We start from the raw sequence: 17923 nt of genomic DNA, 5'->3' as shown, positions 1-17923 counted from the left end.
CAGACGCTGTTTATGCCTGTCGAAAATTTCTTAGAGAAGAACTTACTTCCTTCCAATTAGAAACCTACATTGCTAAGCATTTATCCATTATTCGACCCAATCGAACCTTCCAAAGAAAGATAAAAAGTCAGGCTCCCGTAAGCTTCACTTATAGAGTAACATAATAGTTGAAAAATAGGGTTAAAAAACCTCCTTTTTGTGCGCCCTAAATACAAAAACTATTCCCGTTTTGTCATGAACTGCTCAGACGGGAATAGTTTCTTTAGCTACTTAAATGCTTAACTTAATGACATTGGGGTTGTTCCCTGACTATTTATTGTTCTAAGAGTATGGCTCCTTACTTGGAAGTATAGATAGGTCAAATTCCAGACACTTAGCTGTCACTAACTGATCATGCTTGATGGTTTGGATGACTTGTTTGTCTAATGAAACTTGCTTGACAAACTGGAAATTTGCATCGCTCTTTGGAGTAGAAATGGTCAGCTTGTGTTGATCTGCAAGTAGCAAGTCTACTTCCTTAAAATGCGGTAGTCCGATTTGGTAGTCAGCTTTTCCAGGACAGACAGGATAGAAGCCTAGACAGGAGAAAATGTACCAGGCTGAAAGGCTACCATTATCCTCGTCACCTGGATAGGCTTGAAAACCTGTCTTGAAAGCTGTTTGTCTGATTTTGTGAATGAGTAGACTAGTGTATTCTGGTTTGGTAGACCATTGGAAAAGATAAGGGATATGGAAGCTCGGTTGATTTGAAATAGCAAGCTGACCGAGATTGGCTTGTGCCATTTCCGACATTTCGTGGATTTCGTAGCCGTACTGTTCAGGTGAGAAATAAGCTTCCTGATTGCACAGTTGGATGAGGTAGGTGGTAAAGGCTTCTTTTCCGCCCATCAATTCGATCAGTCCATCGATGTCATGAAAGACAGACAGGGTTGCTTGTAGGGCAGAACATTCGGCATAGTCTCTTCCCCAGCTTAGAGGGGAAAAGTCTGCTCGGAATTGTTTCTGTCTATCCTTGGCACGCATGAGACCTGTTTGGCTATCGAATAACTGTCGGTAGCCCAGGCTCATTTGAGCGTACTGCTTAGCCAGTTGGTCCTGCCCCAGTTTTTCTGCTACTTGGCTGATAGCCCAATCACTGTAGGCATAATCAAGAGAATGGCTCACAGATTCGTTGAAATCAAGAGGGAGATAGTTTAACTGGCGGTAAATCTGACTACCGTGTCGACCGTAACGTTGATTCGCATCGGTCTTTTGACTGGTTTCAATCATGGCTTGGAGAAACTCTTCCATCAAATGAGGAACAAGTCCCTTGCAGGCCGCATCAGCAATGACTCCATCTACAAGAGTTCCTGGCATGATACCGCGTTCGTCTGGTGATAGCCATTTGGGTAAAAATCCAGTATCTCGATAGTGTTGGAGAATGCCGTGGAGAAACTCTTCCAAATAGTCTGGGTAGATAAGTGCCAGCAGGGGATAGGAGGAACGGAAGGTGTCCCAGTAGCCATTGTTGGTGAAAAATTTGCCTAGTTTGGCCTGGTTGCTGATGGGGTCAAAATGAATGGCTTGTCCATCAGGACTAGGTTCATAGAAAGTCTGTGGGTAAAGTAGGCAACGATAGAGGCAGTGGTAGAAGAAATTGATGTCTTCTGTTTTTTTGTCACGAATCTGAACACGGCCCAGTAGTTGGTTCCAGTTGCTTTCCGCCTGTTTTTGGGCTTGGGGGAAGTCAGGAACATCTTTCAATAGAAAGGCGGCCTGCTCAGGGCTGATAAAAGAGGTAGCCAAACGCCCCTTGATAGAAGTGCTTGAGAAGTTGATGCGAAGGTGCAAATCTTCTCCCACCACTTCCGCTTTAGCTATCTTGCGATCCTTGACCAGATGGTAACATTCTGTTATTTCCTCTTCAAATTCTAGGAGAGCATACATGCAGAAATCAGGGGATTGGCAGGCGCTGACCTGAAAAATCTGAATGAGCAATTGATGAGGATTGAGCAGTCGATAAATGGATTTTCCAGATGAATAGAAGACTATTCCGACAGGCTGGTTAGCAAAAGACGCTATCTCAAAACTGGCTCCGTATCGGCTGGGAGCTAAACGGCTTATCAAGCGATAGCGGTTGGATTGTAATTGAAGAAGGTCAGGTCGGAAAACAGCCTGATCCAGTTGGTAGCTAGATTGACGGTGAAAGAGGCTATCTCGGCTTAATTCACCTGTGACAGGCGTCAATAGGAGGGAGGCGAAATCTCCCAACCAAGGACTGGGTTGATGGGTTAAGCGAATGCCCTGATAGACAGGTTCATAGGGATTGAACCACCAGTTTCCAGTCTGGTCGCTGGTCTGGGGAGCAAAATAATTCATGCCGAAAGGGACCCCTGTCAATGGTAGGGTGTTTCCGTTTGAAAAGGCATGTGAGTTATAAGTACCATAGCGGGTGTCAATGGTTGAAACGATGGAGGTATGCATAGGTTATCCTTTTCTTTTTTATTTTATCGTCATTTAGTTTTTCTTTTATTACTTCGTTAACTCGCCTTGCCTGATTGAAACAGTCTGGGGGATACGAATAGTCCGGTGGACTATTCGTACCTGAGCCTGAAAACAAAAAAGCGAAGTACATCAGCTGGTCACCTAGAAACAAGAAAGCATTGAGTTATGTCTGCGGCTTTTGAAGCGAACTTGGTTCGCACTATCTCCAGCCTTCAAAGGTTTCCCAAACCTTTGAAGCGAGTATTAAAAGTAAACTAAAAGACGATATTGATAATAAGTGGTGTCTCCTTATTATATAGAGAAAGCGAGCGAAAAGAAAGCGTTTTCTAAAACTGACAATATTTGTGTAAAAATGCGTTTAATTTGTGTATAGGATTTGCATTTGGAATTGTATAGACTGATACTAGGAACCTTGTGCCCAATGAAAATGATAGGGACTTGCCAGATAGAGGTTGGAAGAAGTCTGAGCAACGGATGAAAAGGAGAAATCATGTTTTACACAAAAGAAATCATAGAGCACTGGCTAACGGACATTCAGAAGAAAACAGCAGACCACCCAAGTTGGGGGAGTGTATTTGAAAGGTGTTATACGGATACGCTTGATAGGACCATTAGTCAGTTGGAAGATGGGACTACTTTTGTCTTAACAGGGGACATTCCAGCCATGTGGTTGAGGGACTCGACAGCCCAGGTCAAACCCTATCTAGCCTTAGCAGGCAAAGATGAGACCTTGCGCCAGATGATTGTAGGTCTGGTAGAGAGGCAAATGGCCTTTATTTTGATGGATCCTTATGCCAATGCCTTTAATCAGGCAGCCAATGGACATGGGCACCAGACTGACCACACTCAGATGGGACCCTGGATTTGGGAGCGGAAATATGAAGTGGATTCCCTCTGCTACCCCCTTCAACTAGCCTATCTACTTTGGAAAGCGACAGGGGAAACCAGTCATTTTAACCAGACCTTCTTTGGGGCAGCTGAAAAAATTGTTCAAGTCTGGAAATTGGAGCAGCACCATGAAGACTCCCCTTATAGCTTTGAGCGGGATACTGACCGGCTAGAGGATACCCTCACGCACCAAGGAAAAGGGGCTCCCTGCGCCTATACAGGGATGACCTGGTCTGGTTTTCGTCCAAGTGATGACGCCTGTATCTACCCTTACCTCATTCCCTCAAATATGTTTGCGGTCGTCGTCTTGGGCTATTTAGGAGAAATAGCAGAGCTGTTTGCCAGTGAGGAATTCTCAGATTTGGCTGAAGGTGCCAAACAGTTGGCGCAGGAAATTGACCAGGGGATTCGGACCTTCGGGCTGACCAAGAATCAGGCGGGAGAAACTATTTTTGCCTATGAAGTGGACGGATTGGGCAATCAGTCGATCATGGATGATCCCAATGTCCCTAGCTTGTTGGCGGCTCCCTATCTAGGATATTGTTCCAAAGATGATCCTATCTATTTGGCAACCCGTCGGACCATTTTAAGTCAAGAAAATCCCTATTACTACGAGGGCGACTATGCTGCGGGTCTTGGTTCCAGTCATACCTTCTATCGCTATATTTGGCCGATTGCCTTGGCTATTCAAGGATTGACGACGGATGACAAGGAAGAAAAAGCGCGCTTATTGGATACCATGGTGGCCTGTGATGGCGGTACAGGACTGATGCATGAGAGTTTCCATGTGGATGATCCGACGCTTTACTCTAGGGAGTGGTTCTCCTGGGCAAATATGATGTTTTGCGAATTGGTTTTAGATTATTATGATATACGACCGGAGGAATAAAATGGGAAAAGAAACGGTTCATATTATTTCACATAGCCACTGGGATAGGGAGTGGTATCTTCCTTTGGAAGAACATCGGATGCGCTTAGTAGAGCTATTTGATGACCTATTTGACTTATTTGAAACAGATCCTGAGTTTAGGAGTTTTCATCTAGATGGTCAGACCATTGTTCTAGATGACTATCTGGAAATTCGTCCGCAGAATCGAGAATTATTGAAGAAATACATTCAAGACGGTCGGCTGATTATTGGACCCTTTTACATCTTGCAGGATGATTACCTCATCACCAGCGAGGCCAATATGCGCAATACCCTTCTGGGCCACTTGGAAAGCAAGAAGTGGGGACGGGCTCCGAAGATTGGCTACTATCCAGATACTTTTGGCAATATGGGGCAGGCTCCTCAGCTACTGCGTCAGGCTGGTATAGATGTGGCCTTGTTTGGTCGTGGGGTCAAACCAGTTGGCTTTGATAATCAGGTTCTGGGAGATGACCAATTCCAGTCCACTTTCTCGGAGATGATTTGGGAGGGGGCAGATGGCAGTCAGGTTCTGGGAATTTTATTTGCTAACTGGTACAGCAATGGCAATGAAATCCCAGTTGATGAGGAGGAAGCGCGTGTTTTCTGGGAGAAAAAATTTGCAGATGTCCGCAAATACGCTTCAACCTCCCACTATCTGCTGATGAATGGCTGTGATCACCAGCCTGTCCAGAAAAATCTCAGCCAAGCCTTGCGACTGGCCCGAACATTGTATCCAGATATAGACTTTGTTCATTCAAGCTTTGAAGAATACATAGCAGCTGTCAAGGAAGAATTGCCTGTAGACCTAAGCCGTGTCAAGGGAGAATTGACTAGCCAGGAAACAGATGGCTGGTACACCTTGGCTAATACGGCCTCTTCGAGAATCTATCTCAAGCAAGCCAATGACCAAGCCAGCCAGCTTTTGGAACAAGTTGTAGAACCCCTGGTGGTGATGACAGGAGATAAGGTGCCCAGAGATGAGTTGCGCTACGCTTGGAAACTCTTGTTGCAGAATGCCCCCCATGATAGCATTTGTGGCTGTAGCGTAGACCAGGTGCATAGTGAGATGGAAACCCGCTTTAAGAAGGTCCAGCAAGTTGCTCATTTCCTGAGCCAGCGCTCCCTAGACAGGTGGGAAAAGCAGGTGGATTCTAGCCAATTAGACGGCTTACTATTTACTGTTTTCAATACTACAGCCTGCCGACAAACCCAGCTAGTAGAGGTCGATTTGGTTGTCGGGCAGGAAGATTTCCGAGATGGGCAGTTAGACCAACACTTCCAATCCATGGCAGCTATTTCTCTGCCAGCCTTGGGTCTCTTTACCAGTCAAGGGCAAGAGCTGGAAGCAACCATTGAAGATCTAGGTGTCAACTTCCGCTACGATTTACCAAAAGATGCTTTTCGCTCCGCCAATTTTGCCCGCCAGATTCGTGTCCGCTTTGTAGTGGAAAATCAGGCACCATTTTCATGGCAGACCTATCAGGTCAAGCCGATTGGAGAAGCTAGAGTGAATAGCAGTTTAAGTGAACAGTTTGAGAATGATTACTACCGTATTGACGTGGTGGATGGTCAGCTCTTACTAGAAGACAAGAGAACGGGTCAAGCCTATAATGACTGGCTACGGTTTGAAGATTGTGGAGATTTGGGCAATGAATACATCTTCATGGCGCCTAAAAATGATCAAGCGATCTATGGTCAGATAGAGGACTTTGAACTTGTCTACCAAACAGAAGCAGTCAGTATTGCCAAGGTCATTCATCGTTTGCATCTGCCTGTGGCTATGGAAACCAGTCTGGAAGATGAACAGAAGCGCCTGGTAGAATTCAAACATCGAACCTCTCAAAGGAGCCAGGAAAAGAAAGACCTGTTCCTTACCACCTATCTGACCCTCTACCGCCATCAACCACAGATTCGCATCCAGACCAATTTTCATAACCAAATCAAGGACCATCGCTTACGAGCAGTCTTCGATATTGGTATAGAAGCGGAGAACCACTTGGCGGACTCCATCTTTGAAGTCGTTGAACGTCCAAATCAGCCTCATCCAGCTTGGGAAAATCCGTCCAATCCTCAACGTCATCGTAGTTTTATTTGTCTATCAGATGGTCGACAAGCCATGACCGTTTCGAGTAAGGGCCTACATGAGTATGAAATCCTAGACAGGGGCAAGATAGCTTTGACACTACTTCGTGCGACTGGAGAGCTGGGAGATTGGGGCTACTTCCCAACGCCAGAAGCCCAGTGTTTGAGGGAATGTCAGTTGGACTATGCCCTTGAAATTTGCCCAGTAGAGGAAGGTTTTGCCAGCTTCCAAAGAGTGCAAGCCTTCCAAGGAAACCTGCTAACCAAACAACTGACCAGCCATAGTGGGCATCTGCCGTGTGATCATCAGTTTTTGAGTCATCCAGCACTGGAAGAGGACCGCTTATGCGTGACTTCTTTGAAGGTGGCAGAAACTTCGGACCGCATCCTGCTCCGTTATTACAATATGAGCCAGGAGCAGTTAGCAGGTTGGTGCGAGTGGACTGAAGGGGTTGACCTCTTGGAAGAACCACTAGAGGCTTTGCCGGCTAGGATTGAACCTCAGGCAATCCGAACAGAGGTCATTGGCTATCTTGAAAAGGAGAAAGAATATGGTAGTAGCTTGTTTTGATATTGGAGGCACGGGCATAAAGGCTGCCCTGATTGGTTCAGATAAGCAGATCAACCATAGACAGGAATGGCCAACACCGGCCAGTTTAGCAGAATTGTTGGCGCTTATGGACAGTCTTATTCAGCCAGTAGACGGCTTGGAGGCCATTTCCCTCAGTATACCTGGAGCGGTAGACCTTGAAACAGGTGTTATCCAGGGGCTGAGTGCCGTTCCTTATATCCATGGTGTATCTTGGTATGAGTTATTAAGTCAGTATGGCTGTCCTGTATATTTGGAAAATGATGCCAATTGTGTCGGTCTGAGTGAATTGGCTGTTGATGACCAGTTATCGACCTTTGCCTGTGTCGTCTGTGGGACAGGTATCGGTGGTGCCTTGATTGTGGATAGAAAACTTATCCGTGGGAAACAAGGTTTCGGTGGCGAATTTGGCTATATGCTGATTGCTACTGGAAAGGAACCTCTCAAAAACTGGTCCCAACTTGCTTCTACTGGAAGTTTGGTCAGACAGGTTGCTAGTCAATATGAGGAAGCTGTGGAAGATTGGAATGGGAAGCGGATTTTTGAACTAGCAGAACAGGGAGATGAGGTATGTCAATTAGCCATTGAAGAAATGACACGCAATCTGGCCTATGGTATTTTAAATATTTCCTATTTCCTGGAACCAGAAGTGCTGGCAATCGGCGGCTCTATCAGCCAGAATCCAGTCTTTATCCAAGCCATTCAGGAGCAATTAGAGGCTATTCAAAAGGAATATCCAGAAGAATTTCCTTATCTACCTGCTATTCGTGCCTGTCACTATCAGCAGGATGCCAATCTCATGGGTGCTTATATGAAGACCCTACAATAAGGAGAAATGATGATGTTACAGATAAACCATTCGTTACAGCAGTCGGAGAGGGTCTTGGAAGAGATTTGTTCTGGGCTGGGTTTGGATTGCCAGTTAGAACTTGAAGTCGATGGCAAGGAGAGTTTGCGGATTGAAGGTTCAGCAGGTTCTTACCGTATCCGTGTGCCTAAAGAATACATGATTTATCGAGGCTTGCTTGTTTTGGCCAGTCAGTTGGCTCAGGGCGAGACTGACATACAGATCCGAGAAAAACCTGCCTACCGTCAACTCGGTTTTATGGAAGATTGTTCTCGAAATGCTGTCCTTACTGTCGAATCCAGTAAGATCTTGATTAGACAACTGGCCTTGATGGGCTACAGCCATTTCCAACTTTATATGGAAGATACCTACCAACTGTGTGAGGAACCCTATTTTGGTTATTTCCGAGGGGCCTATACAAGAGAAGAATTGCAGGCTATTGAGGAGGAGTGCCACCGTTACGGTATGGAATTTATCCCCTGCATCCAGACCTTGGCCCATCTGATTGCCTACCTCAAGTGGAATATATCATCTATTCAGGCCATTCGAGATGTGGACAATATTCTCTTGATTGGGGATGAGAGGACCTATGCCTTGATTGATAAGATGTTTGAGGCCTTGTCCCATCTGAAAACACGGACCATTAACATCGGTATGGATGAGGCTCACTTGGTTGGGCTGGGGCAATACCTCAATCAACATGGCTATCAGAAACGAAGTCTGATTATGTGTCAACACTTGGAACAGGTCTTGGATATTGCTGACAAGTATGGTTTCCATTGTAGTATGTGGAGTGATATGTTCTTCCAGTTGTTGACAGCGAGTAAGGATTATACTGGTCAGTTGGAAATTGATTCGGAAATCCAGGCTTACTTGGATCGCCTCAAGGACAGAGTGACCTTGATTTATTGGGATTACTATCAGACCAGTCGTGAGAGTTATGCCCAAAAACTAGCTAGTCATCAGCAGTTGGGAGAACGGATTGCCTTTGCAAGTGGGGCCTGGAAGTGGATTGGTTTTACTCCTGATAATGATTTCAGTATGCGGATTGCGCCAGAAGCCCATGCTGCCTGCCAAGAGTATGGTGTCCAAGAAGTGACGGTGACCGCTTGGGGAGATAATGGTGGGGAATGTGCCACCTTCTCGATCTTGCCGAGTCTTCATGCTTGGGCAGAACTCCAGTACCGAGGAAATTTGGACTGTCTGGCTGAGCATTTCTATCAACTACACCAAGTTTCCCTAGATGACTTCCTGCAATTGGATTTGCCAAATAAGACACCTAGCCACCCAGGTCCAGGTCATCACGGTTTCAATCCCAGTCGCTACATCTTGTATCAGGATATTCTCTGCCCCTTGTTGCAAGAGCATATTGATGCCGAAAAAGACAGTGCCTTTTATCAGGAATTAGCGCCTAGATTGGCAGAGGTTGGAAGCCGAGCCAAGGGCTATGCCTATCTCTTTGATACTCAGGCTAAGTTGTGTCAGGTTTTGGCGACCAAGGCGGCAATTTCGGCAGATATTCGTCAGGCCTATCAGGAAGGAAATCGTCAGGTCTTGGCAGAGCAAGTTGACGGTTTGCAGCAACTAAGAATAGACCTAGAAAGCTTCTATCAGGCGCTCAGCTACCAATGGATGGTAGAGAAGAAGGTGTTTGGTCTGGATACGGTGGACATTCGCCTAGGGGGCTTGGATGCCCGCATTGGCCGAGCAATCCAGCGGTTGCAAGCCTATCTGAACAATGAAGTACCTAAACTAGATGAACTAGAAGTGGCTATTCTCCCTTACGATGACTTCCATCAGGACAAGGGTTTTTGTGCGACAACTGCCAACCAATGGCAGATTATTGCGACGGCTTCAACCATCTACACAACCTAGTGGTGTTCGAGCTCGAAAGGGCTCGATTTTTTATGCAAATGTTGATTAGCAACCCAGATTTTCTTTGTTTTTTACAGAAGATATATCGGTTGTTATATACACCTATAATTTGTAGAATTTTGCCTATAATGTGGCAATTCACAGTTGGCCCAATCAGGAGTAAACTAATAATGTAAAGGTTCATAATAGAAAGGAGCTATGATGAAAGACCTCATAAAAAATCTAAAACAAAATGCCATTTTTTTCCTAATGGTATTGCCAGGAGTCATCTGGCTCATTCTATTTTTCTATATTCCAGTATTTGGCAATGTGATTGCTTTTAAGGACTATCGCCATACAGGTAACGGTTTTTGGGATAGCCTCATACAAAGTAAGTGGATAGGATTGGATAATTTTAAATTTCTATTTCAGTCATCCGATGCCTATATCATCACAAGAAATACCATCTTATATAATCTTGGTTTTATCGTACTCGGACTGATTTTTGCAGTAGGTATTGCCATTATCTTTAGTGAGATGCGGTCGAAGAAGCTGGTAAAGATCTACCAGACCACAACCTTGTTCCCTTATTTCCTTTCATGGGTCATTATCAGTTTCTTCGTTTACGCATTTTTGAGTCCAGATAAAGGATTGATAAACAATATTCTCAAAGGAATGGGGATGGATCCTATCAACTGGTACAGCACACCGACCTATTGGCCTTTCATCTTGCTTTTCTTAGGAATTTGGAAAGGTTTGGGCTACAACAGTATTATTTATTATGCAACCATTATGGGCATTGATCCAACCTATTATGAAGCTGCGATTGTGGATGGAGCGACCAAGTGGCAACGCATCCGCTATGTTACCCTTCCTCAGTTAATGCCTCTGATGACTATTTTAACGATTCTGGCTGTCGGAAATATCTTCCGAGCAGACTTTGGCCTTTTCTATCAAATTCCGAAAAATTCAGGTCCTCTCTTCAATGTGACTCAAGTCCTTGATACCTACGTTTATCGTGGCATTGCAGGAACAGGGGACATCGGTATGGCTATCGCGGCAGGCCTCTATCAATCTGTTGTCGGCTGTATCTTGGTGGTAGTGACCAACCTGATTGTTCGTCGCTTTGATAAGGAATCAGCCTTATTCTAGGAGGGGAGTATGAAAAAAAAGAAACAAATCACTTCTGTTTCTATTCATTCATTTAGTAAGAAAACAGATCTATTTTTCTCAAGTTTACTAGGGATATTTGCCCTATCCTGTACCCTTCCCTTCATATTTGTTATCATCATTTCTATGACAGATGAGACAAGCTTGGCTATCAACGGCTATTCTTTCTGGCCAGAGCAATGGAGTTTGGCAGGTTATGAATACCTCTTTCAATTGAAAGATCAGATTCTCCAAGCCCTCTTTATCACCTTCTTTGTGACCATTGTAGGGACGAGTTTGAATGTCTTCTTCACCGTTCTTTACGCCTATGCCATTTCGAGAAACAGTTTCAGATACAGACGATTTTTTACCCTGATGGCTCTCTTTACCATGCTGTTTAGCGCAGGGACCATTCCAACCTATATCGTCATGACCTCGTTTTTAAATCTCAAAGATACAGTGGCAGCCTTGATTCTACCCATGCTGCTGTCTCCTTTCAATATCATGGTGATGAGGTCCTTCTTTAGAAAGACTATTTCTGAGTCTATTATCGAATCCGCCAGGATTGACGGGGCCAGTGAATTTCGGATTTTCTTCCAAATCTGCTTGCCACTAACCCTGCCAGGTATCGCAACCATCGCTCTCTTTACAGCCCTCGCTTTTTGGAATGACTGGTACAACGCTCTCCTCTATATCCAGAGCGATAACCTCTTCCCTCTCCAATACCTGCTGATGAAAATTCAAGCAAACATTCAATATCTTTCTGAAAATGCTGCTGCGGCAGCGGCTATGTCCTCAGAAGTTGCAGGGGCACTTCCAAAAGAAGCAACACGTATGGCTATTGTGGTCGTATCGACTCTACCAATTGCCTGTCTCTATCCTTTCTTCCAACGTTACTTTGTCAAAGGTTTGACAATTGGCGGAGTCAAGGAGTAGAGACCTCACTCTATCTTAACAATCGTATTCCATACTTCATTATCTAAAAAAATAGAAAGGAACAGCCAAATGAAAACATGGAAAAAATTTGCCTACTCCTGCGTGACACTTGCGTCCGCAGCTGCCCTTGCCGCTTGTGGTAGTCTGACTGGAAATAAGACCGCATCAAGTAGCGCTACAACAGAAAATGGATTGACAAACATCCTCATGTATCAAATCGGAGACGCACCGAAAAACATTGATGTTCTTTTGGAAAATGCCAATAAGATTATCGAAAAAGAAGCAGGTGCCCATCTAGACATCAAGTATATCTCATGGGGTGACTATAAGGATAAAATGGCCATTATTACCTCATCTGGTGAGGAATATGATATTGCCTTTGCAGACAACTATATTATCAATGCGCAAAAAGGAGCTTACGCTGATTTAACAGAACTTTACAAGAAAGAAGGCAAGGCTCTCTATGACATTATTGACCCTGCCTACATCAAAGGAAATACCATCGACGGAAAAATCTACGCAGTCCCTGTCATCGGTAACGTAGCTAGTCAACAGATGCTTTCCTTCAACCAAGACATGGTTGATAAGTATGGTTTTGACATTTCTAAAGTAGATAGCTACGATGATGTGGAAAGCATGTTGGCAACCATCAAAGAAAAAGAAGCAGATGTGACACCATTTGCCTGGGTGAAATCTAGCAAACCATCAACAGACGGTTTGGAATATCCAGCTGGAAATGAGTTACCATTTGCTATCGACTTGAAAGGCGACACTACAAAAGTGGTAAACCCATTTGAAGTGGACCGCCACATGAATAACCTTCGTACCATTCACAAATACTATAAGGCTGGCTACATTATGGCAGATGCAGCGACTACTGACGCAACCTTCTCACTTGATGTAGCAAACTGGTTTGTTCGTGAAGAAACACAAGGACCAGCTGACTTTGGTGATAGCCTCCTTTCAACAGTTGCAGGCTATAAGATTACTTCTAAACCAATCACATCTGCCTATAAGACAAGCGGATCTACCCAAGTAGCAAACTTTGTCATTTCAAAAACATCTAAGAACAAAGAAAAAGCTATGGAAGTACTGACTCTTATCAATACAAATCCAGAATTGCTGAACGGCTTGGTATTTGGTCCAGAGGGAGTCAACTGGGAAAAAGACCCAAGTGCTGAAAATCGTATTAAGTTGTTAGATGGTTACAAAGGCGATACTCGTATGTCAGCTTGGAACACAGGTAACAGCCAAATTCTCTACATCACTGACAAGGTAACAGATGAAGATGTGAAAAAAGCAGAAGAATTGCTGGCAGGTGCAGAAGAGTCTCCACTTCTTGGCTTCAACTTCAATGCTGATGCAGTTAAGACTGAAATTACAAGTATCCAAAATATCATGAGCCAATATGCAGCAAGTATCAATACTGGTACTGTGAATCCTGATGTTGCTGTTCCAGAAATGCTGAAAAAATTGGAAGCAGAAGAATCCTACAAAAAAGTAAAAGAAGAAATGCAAAAACAATACGATGAGTTTTTAGCAAATAAATAATTCGATACAGGTGATGAAGTGTGAAAAGAGGTTGGGTTCAACATCCAACCTTTTTGTATTTGTTTTATGTTAATATATACAAAAAGTACCGATTTTTTGATAAAATAGATAAAAAAGGAGGAATATACAATGTTAGGGTGGTTAGACAGGCTTTTTACTCTTCTTTTCTTCCTCATGAAATTGAGTGCCATCTATTTGGTTCTTCTATTGCTAGGAGGCGTAGTGCTGGGCATTTCACCAGCAAATGGAACGATACTTTACCTCTACGATAACTATCATATGGATGCATCTAAGTACCATTTTCGAGAGGCGTTTGGCTATTTTAAAGAGCATTTTATTCGGCTTAACCTTGGCCTCGGTCTTATCCTCTTATTGATTGGTCTTTTATTTAGCGGCATTTGGCTCTTGATTCAATTGCCCCAGACCTGGTGGATGCCAGCAGTTCTTATTACAAATGCTTTTGGTCTTTTCTATGTTTTTGCGCTCTATGCTCTCTTTTTAAAACTTCAAGTACATTTTGAATTTAGTCTAAAAACAGGCTTACAGTTGGCGGCTGTCTCGCTTTTTCTTGATTGGAAAGCCCTGGTCAAATTTTTGTTAGGCAGTCTCGTCTGTGGGTTCATGCTATTCAAACTTCCCTTGATTTTATTCTTCTTCCTACCGGTCCTATGGCTCTTATTTCTCTATGATGCCTTTGATCCAGTGTACAAGCAAGTTGACAAGGATTACTTATGAAAAAAGTTTTAATTCATACTCTTTTGAAAAGTTATTCTTTATTAGTGATTGGGATTGTCATTTTCTTTGCCAGTATTCTTTCCTACATCAGCTGGTATCAGTATGACACCAATCGTATCCGCATTCAACAGGAAGTAGCAGATGGTCTAAAAGAGGAGTTGGATTATTATCAAGGACGGGTTGGGAATTATCTAGCAGACTACATTACGGACAGGGATCGTCTAGATAGTCTTTATCACTATTTTCAATTATCTCCTTCTCAGTACCAGGTCTGGTTACTGAGTCACCCTCACCTGATGGTCAAACGGATTTCCTTGCAGGATTCTGTTCGCACTCTTTATCTCTATTATCCCTTCGTAGAAGGAGTCGATATTGCTCCGATGGATGCAAATACTGTCTTTGTCTCTACCTCTGACTTAAAGTCTGGTAAAAAGGTCACGGCCGAAAACTACAAGGCTCCGCAACATAGTATCTCGATGACCTTATTTTCTCCGTCGACAACAGAAGGTATTGCGACCATCTATGTCACCATCGATGCGGATTTACTGAAGCAATATATCCAACGTAAGACGGATCTCCCCATGACCGTTAGAGTTCAAGATTCTCTGGATCGGGAATTTTATAGTCTGCGACCAGATGTTGCCTCGCCTCCGCTCTCCTATCGAATGAGTGGGGATTTGCAAATTGCAGTTGGGGTTGACCAGCAACATGCTATTGAAAAAGTTGGTAGCCTAGTCGGAATCATTTTTCTAGGAAGTAGTTGTCTCGTTGCTCTTTTACTACTGGTCCTGAGAAGGGTGTTTAAACGATATGAAGTCCAAGTACTGGACATTGTTGATACCATGCAACAGATTCGTGGCGAAGACAGGCATCTTCGTCTACAGACGGACAATAAAGAGCAGGAAATGTATCTCATTTCATCAGAAATCAATCAGATGCTGGATGCTATGGACCAGAGTATTCAAGACATCTATCGCTTGCAGTTAGCTCAGAAAGATGCCAATATGCGAGCCTTACAAGCCCAAATTAACCCCCATTTTCTCTACAATACCTTGGAATTTTTCCGTATGTATGCAGTCAGCAAGCAGATGGATGAGCTAGGGGATATGATTTATGAATTTTCAAGCTTGCTTCGCAGTAGTGTGACACAGGCAAAAATGACAACGGTGGCAGAAGAACTTTCGTTTTGCGAAAAACATAGCTACATTTGTCAAATCCGCTATCCTCGTTCCATTGCCTATGCCTATCAAATAGATCCTGGGTGCGAAAGGGTTGAAATTCCTCGTTTTGTAATCCAGCCTCTGGTAGAAAATTATTTTGTCCATGGAGTAGACCTCAAACGAAAAGACAATGCGCTTAGTGTCAAAGCTCTCAAGCATGGACAGGATATGGAAATTCTCATCAGAGATAATGGTAAGGGAATGGACGCAGAAACCCTGGAAGCCAACAAACACCTCTTGGCAAGTCGAGAACTGTCGCAAGAAAATCGGTCACAATCAATCGGATTACGAAACGTTCACGAGCGGTTACTTCTCTATTTTGGAGACCGTTACCAGATAGAATTAGATTCTAAAGAAGGGGAAGGGGTGACCTATTCAATCTTATTTGAAGGTGTCTTCCCCCGAGGAGATGAGCATGATGCATAAGATGTTAGTAGTTGATGACGAATATATGATTTTGGAAGGGATGAAGCATCTTCTCCCTTATCATGAATACAATGTCGAGATTGTTTATACGGCAGAGAACGCCGAAGAAGCGCTGGATTATTTTTCACAGCATACTGTGGACCTTGTCCTAACCGATGTCAGCATGCCAGATATGACAGGCCTAGAAATGGTTCGACGAATGAAAGAACAATCGCCGGATACCCACATTATCATCATGTCTGGTTTTCAAGAATTCGAATATGCCCGTAAGGCCATCTCCCTCGGGGCAATGGATTATCTCCTTAAGCCCATCAATAAACAAGAACTGGCTAAGCTGCTCCAACAGCTACCAACGTTGAAGAAAGAGACAGATAGGGAATATACCAAGGGCTTTTTGGCAGGAACCCTGACAGCGAGTGAGTTATTAAGTCACTCCCAGAAAACATGGTTTGCCGCCAGAGAGACTCCAAACCCAATGGGCTACTGTCGTGAAAAAAATATTTTACATCAAGTCTACTATTTTCAGTTGACAGAAAGTCGACCAGAGGGTAGTCTATATACAGAAGAAGTTACCCCGACGATGACCATACGGCAGTTGATTGATAAGGTAGAGAGGCGCTTATTTTATAGGCAACTATCAGAAGATCTAACGGCTACTACCACAGAACTCTATAAAGATATGGAACCGCTTCTACGTGCAGGAAGATTGGCAAAAATCGTTGATGTTTTACCACATTTGGCTGATAAATTGCGAGAAACCACTCCGGCAGTCTACCTAACAAAACAATTTTTTAATCAGATGATGTCGGATGTGTTTTACTATTTTAATGAAGAAGACCATCAGCGCTTGGAAGATTTCTATGTAAAGGTAGAAGCTAGTCGAGATTTACATCAACTAATGGAGTATTTTTGTCATTATCTGAAAAAATTTTCCGAGAGTTCCACTTACAGTCCTCATGTACAGGAAGTTGTTACGATTGTTCGTGAACGCTTTGCAGAGGAGCTGTCTTTGAAAGATATGAGTGCTCATCTCTACCTAAATACGGTTTACCTAGGTCAACTTATCAAAAAAGAGACTGGGCATACTTTTGCAGAGTTGCTCAATCATCAGCGAATCAAGGTAGCACAGCAGCTTCTCTTGAACAGTCAGTTGGGAATCGAAGAAATTTGTTTTCAAGTTGGTTACACGAATGTGGGCTACTTCTATAAGATTTTTAAACGCATTTGTGGGGAATCTCCCAAAAATTACCGACAGAAAATCGGTCAATTACAGACAGAATGAGATGGAGGCGAGATGAGCAAAAGGGAAGAATTGCAGCACCTATTTCCAAAAGGAAGGCTTGTATTTGAAAAGACAGAAAACGGAGCAAGTATCCAGTTGCCTCTGGCTGATCATACTTGGTTTTCCATCGAACGCAAGGATTTGACAGATCGAGAAATCGAACTGATTGACTTGCTGATGAATGACTCGAGCGCAGAACAAGGTCATCCTTGGGGACGCTATTTCCAAGGGGGAGGTCCTCTTCCACAAACCTTGGAAAAGCTACAGGTTATTCATGCTCATGTAGGCCATGTATCCGATGAAGATGGAAAGGTAGCCTGGCTTGATATGATGGCCAAACTCCTCCCCAATCTCCAAGGCTACTATACAGGCAATGGACAGGATTACCTATTCATTCTACATCAGGCACCTCTTTTTGATGTCAAAGAAATACTGCGTGATACCCTTGCTACCATGGAGTTCGATTTTGGTCTAAGAATCACATTGTTTTTAGGTCAAATCTGGCCGGCTAAATTGGTACACTCTTGGCCACAATTAATCGAAGCTGAACAATCCCTTTTTCACCATTGGCGAAGCAACCACCATCAATCACGGTTGCTTACCTTCGGTCAGCTCTATCTTTGGGCAGGTCAACTCCACCCCGTTTTGAGAGAAGGGCTTGCTAGTTTGATTGCCCACCAGCAGCTAGAAAAGGAAATTGTAGCTCTTTGGCAAGAAGGTGCGGTCATAACCAAGGCAGCCCAGTCTCTCTATATCCATCGAAATACGCTACAGTATCGCTTGGACAAATGGTTTGATTGGACAGGATTACAGCTCAAGGAATTGACGGATTTGGCAGTTTGCTACATGGTTATCATGGATTTAAGTATCTAATAGGGCTAATGATGAGAAAAGCGTTGTAGCCTTTGAGAATGCCGCCCATCGCTTCGTCCCTTTTCTTCTGAAAATCCCAAAGGGCTCATTGAATTTT

The 17923-nt window shown here is 43.7% G+C and carries 12 protein-coding genes and 1 pseudogene; 12 read left to right on the top strand and 1 reads right to left on the bottom strand.

The genetic code is table 11. From position 1 onward, the window contains the following. Positions 1-164: pseudogene (locus K5Q29_RS07050) on the top strand (IS4 family transposase); the annotation flags it as partial. Positions 165-321: 157 nt separating this feature from the next. On the opposite strand, the gene K5Q29_RS07045 reads toward K5Q29_RS07050, so the two are convergent. After that, entirely contained in the window at positions 322-2463 is a 2142-nt protein-coding gene (locus K5Q29_RS07045) for a GH92 family glycosyl hydrolase (protein ID WP_105139318.1), read from the bottom strand. 511 nt (positions 2464-2974) lie between these two features. Here K5Q29_RS07045 and K5Q29_RS07040 point away from each other — a divergent pair. The 11 genes from K5Q29_RS07040 (at position 2975) to K5Q29_RS06990 (ending at position 17826) form a co-directional block, all read left to right on the top strand. Beyond that, entirely contained in the window at positions 2975-4261 is a 1287-nt protein-coding gene (locus tag K5Q29_RS07040; protein WP_105139319.1) for a glycoside hydrolase family 125 protein, read from the top strand. 1 nt (position 4262) lies between these two features. Beyond that, positions 4263-6935, top strand: a complete 2673-nt coding sequence (locus K5Q29_RS07035; RefSeq protein WP_105139320.1) for an alpha-mannosidase — start codon at positions 4263-4265, stop codon at positions 6933-6935. Next, a complete protein-coding gene (locus tag K5Q29_RS07030) occupies positions 6916-7782 on the top strand; it encodes an ROK family protein (protein ID WP_105139321.1) in 867 nt (288 codons plus the stop codon). Before K5Q29_RS07035 ends, K5Q29_RS07030 begins: the two co-directional genes overlap by 20 nt. Positions 7783-7794: 12 nt before the next feature. After that, positions 7795-9675 (top strand): beta-N-acetylhexosaminidase, encoded by a 1881-nt coding sequence (locus K5Q29_RS07025; protein ID WP_398578111.1) that lies wholly within the window; start codon positions 7795-7797, stop codon positions 9673-9675. 201 nt (positions 9676-9876) lie between these two features. Further along, on the top strand, positions 9877-10806 hold the full coding sequence (locus tag K5Q29_RS07020) for a sugar ABC transporter permease (RefSeq protein WP_012775341.1): 930 nt from the start codon (positions 9877-9879) through the stop codon (positions 10804-10806). 9 nt (positions 10807-10815) lie between these two features. Continuing rightward, positions 10816-11739, top strand: coding sequence for a carbohydrate ABC transporter permease (locus K5Q29_RS07015; RefSeq protein ID WP_012027800.1), 924 nt, complete (start codon positions 10816-10818; stop codon positions 11737-11739). 69 nt (positions 11740-11808) lie between these two features. Further along, positions 11809-13290, top strand: coding sequence for an ABC transporter substrate-binding protein (locus K5Q29_RS07010; protein ID WP_105139323.1), 1482 nt, complete (start codon positions 11809-11811; stop codon positions 13288-13290). A 129-nt stretch (positions 13291-13419) separates the two neighbouring features. Further along, positions 13420-14025 (top strand): DUF624 domain-containing protein, encoded by a 606-nt coding sequence (locus K5Q29_RS07005; protein WP_105139324.1) that lies wholly within the window; start codon positions 13420-13422, stop codon positions 14023-14025. After that, positions 14022-15671, top strand: a complete 1650-nt coding sequence (locus K5Q29_RS07000; RefSeq protein WP_105139325.1) for a sensor histidine kinase — start codon at positions 14022-14024, stop codon at positions 15669-15671. Before K5Q29_RS07005 ends, K5Q29_RS07000 begins: the two co-directional genes overlap by 4 nt. Beyond that, entirely contained in the window at positions 15661-16953 is a 1293-nt protein-coding gene (locus K5Q29_RS06995) for a response regulator transcription factor (RefSeq protein WP_024389169.1), read from the top strand. Before K5Q29_RS07000 ends, K5Q29_RS06995 begins: the two co-directional genes overlap by 11 nt. Before the next feature lie 12 nt (positions 16954-16965). Beyond that, positions 16966-17826, top strand: coding sequence for a helix-turn-helix domain-containing protein (locus tag K5Q29_RS06990; RefSeq protein WP_105139326.1), 861 nt, complete (start codon positions 16966-16968; stop codon positions 17824-17826). The last annotated feature ends 97 nt before the right edge of the window (positions 17827-17923 follow it).

This window comes from Streptococcus sp. 2018037 (assembly GCF_019754195.1).
GTDB classification, from domain to species: domain Bacteria; phylum Bacillota; class Bacilli; order Lactobacillales; family Streptococcaceae; genus Streptococcus; species Streptococcus hashimotonensis.
This window is presented reverse-complemented; position numbering and strand designations above follow the sequence as displayed.

Excerpts from the sequence above, each read along its gene's own strand:
- K5Q29_RS07045 (WP_105139318.1), bottom strand. The coding sequence starts at position 2,463 with ATGCATACCTCCATCGTTTCAACCATTGACACCCGCTATGGTACTTAT.
- K5Q29_RS07040 (WP_105139319.1), top strand. The coding sequence starts at position 2,975 with ATGTTTTACACAAAAGAAATCATAGAGCACTGGCTAACGGACATTCAG.
- K5Q29_RS07035 (WP_105139320.1), top strand. The coding sequence starts at position 4,263 with ATGGGAAAAGAAACGGTTCATATTATTTCACATAGCCACTGGGATAGG.
- K5Q29_RS07030 (WP_105139321.1), top strand. The coding sequence starts at position 6,916 with ATGGTAGTAGCTTGTTTTGATATTGGAGGCACGGGCATAAAGGCTGCC.
- K5Q29_RS07025 (WP_398578111.1), top strand. The coding sequence starts at position 7,795 with ATGTTACAGATAAACCATTCGTTACAGCAGTCGGAGAGGGTCTTGGAA.
- K5Q29_RS07020 (WP_012775341.1), top strand. The coding sequence starts at position 9,877 with ATGAAAGACCTCATAAAAAATCTAAAACAAAATGCCATTTTTTTCCTA.
- K5Q29_RS07015 (WP_012027800.1), top strand. The coding sequence starts at position 10,816 with ATGAAAAAAAAGAAACAAATCACTTCTGTTTCTATTCATTCATTTAGT.
- K5Q29_RS07010 (WP_105139323.1), top strand. The coding sequence starts at position 11,809 with ATGAAAACATGGAAAAAATTTGCCTACTCCTGCGTGACACTTGCGTCC.
- K5Q29_RS07005 (WP_105139324.1), top strand. The coding sequence starts at position 13,420 with ATGTTAGGGTGGTTAGACAGGCTTTTTACTCTTCTTTTCTTCCTCATG.
- K5Q29_RS07000 (WP_105139325.1), top strand. The coding sequence starts at position 14,022 with ATGAAAAAAGTTTTAATTCATACTCTTTTGAAAAGTTATTCTTTATTA.
- K5Q29_RS06995 (WP_024389169.1), top strand. The coding sequence starts at position 15,661 with ATGATGCATAAGATGTTAGTAGTTGATGACGAATATATGATTTTGGAA.
- K5Q29_RS06990 (WP_105139326.1), top strand. The coding sequence starts at position 16,966 with ATGAGCAAAAGGGAAGAATTGCAGCACCTATTTCCAAAAGGAAGGCTT.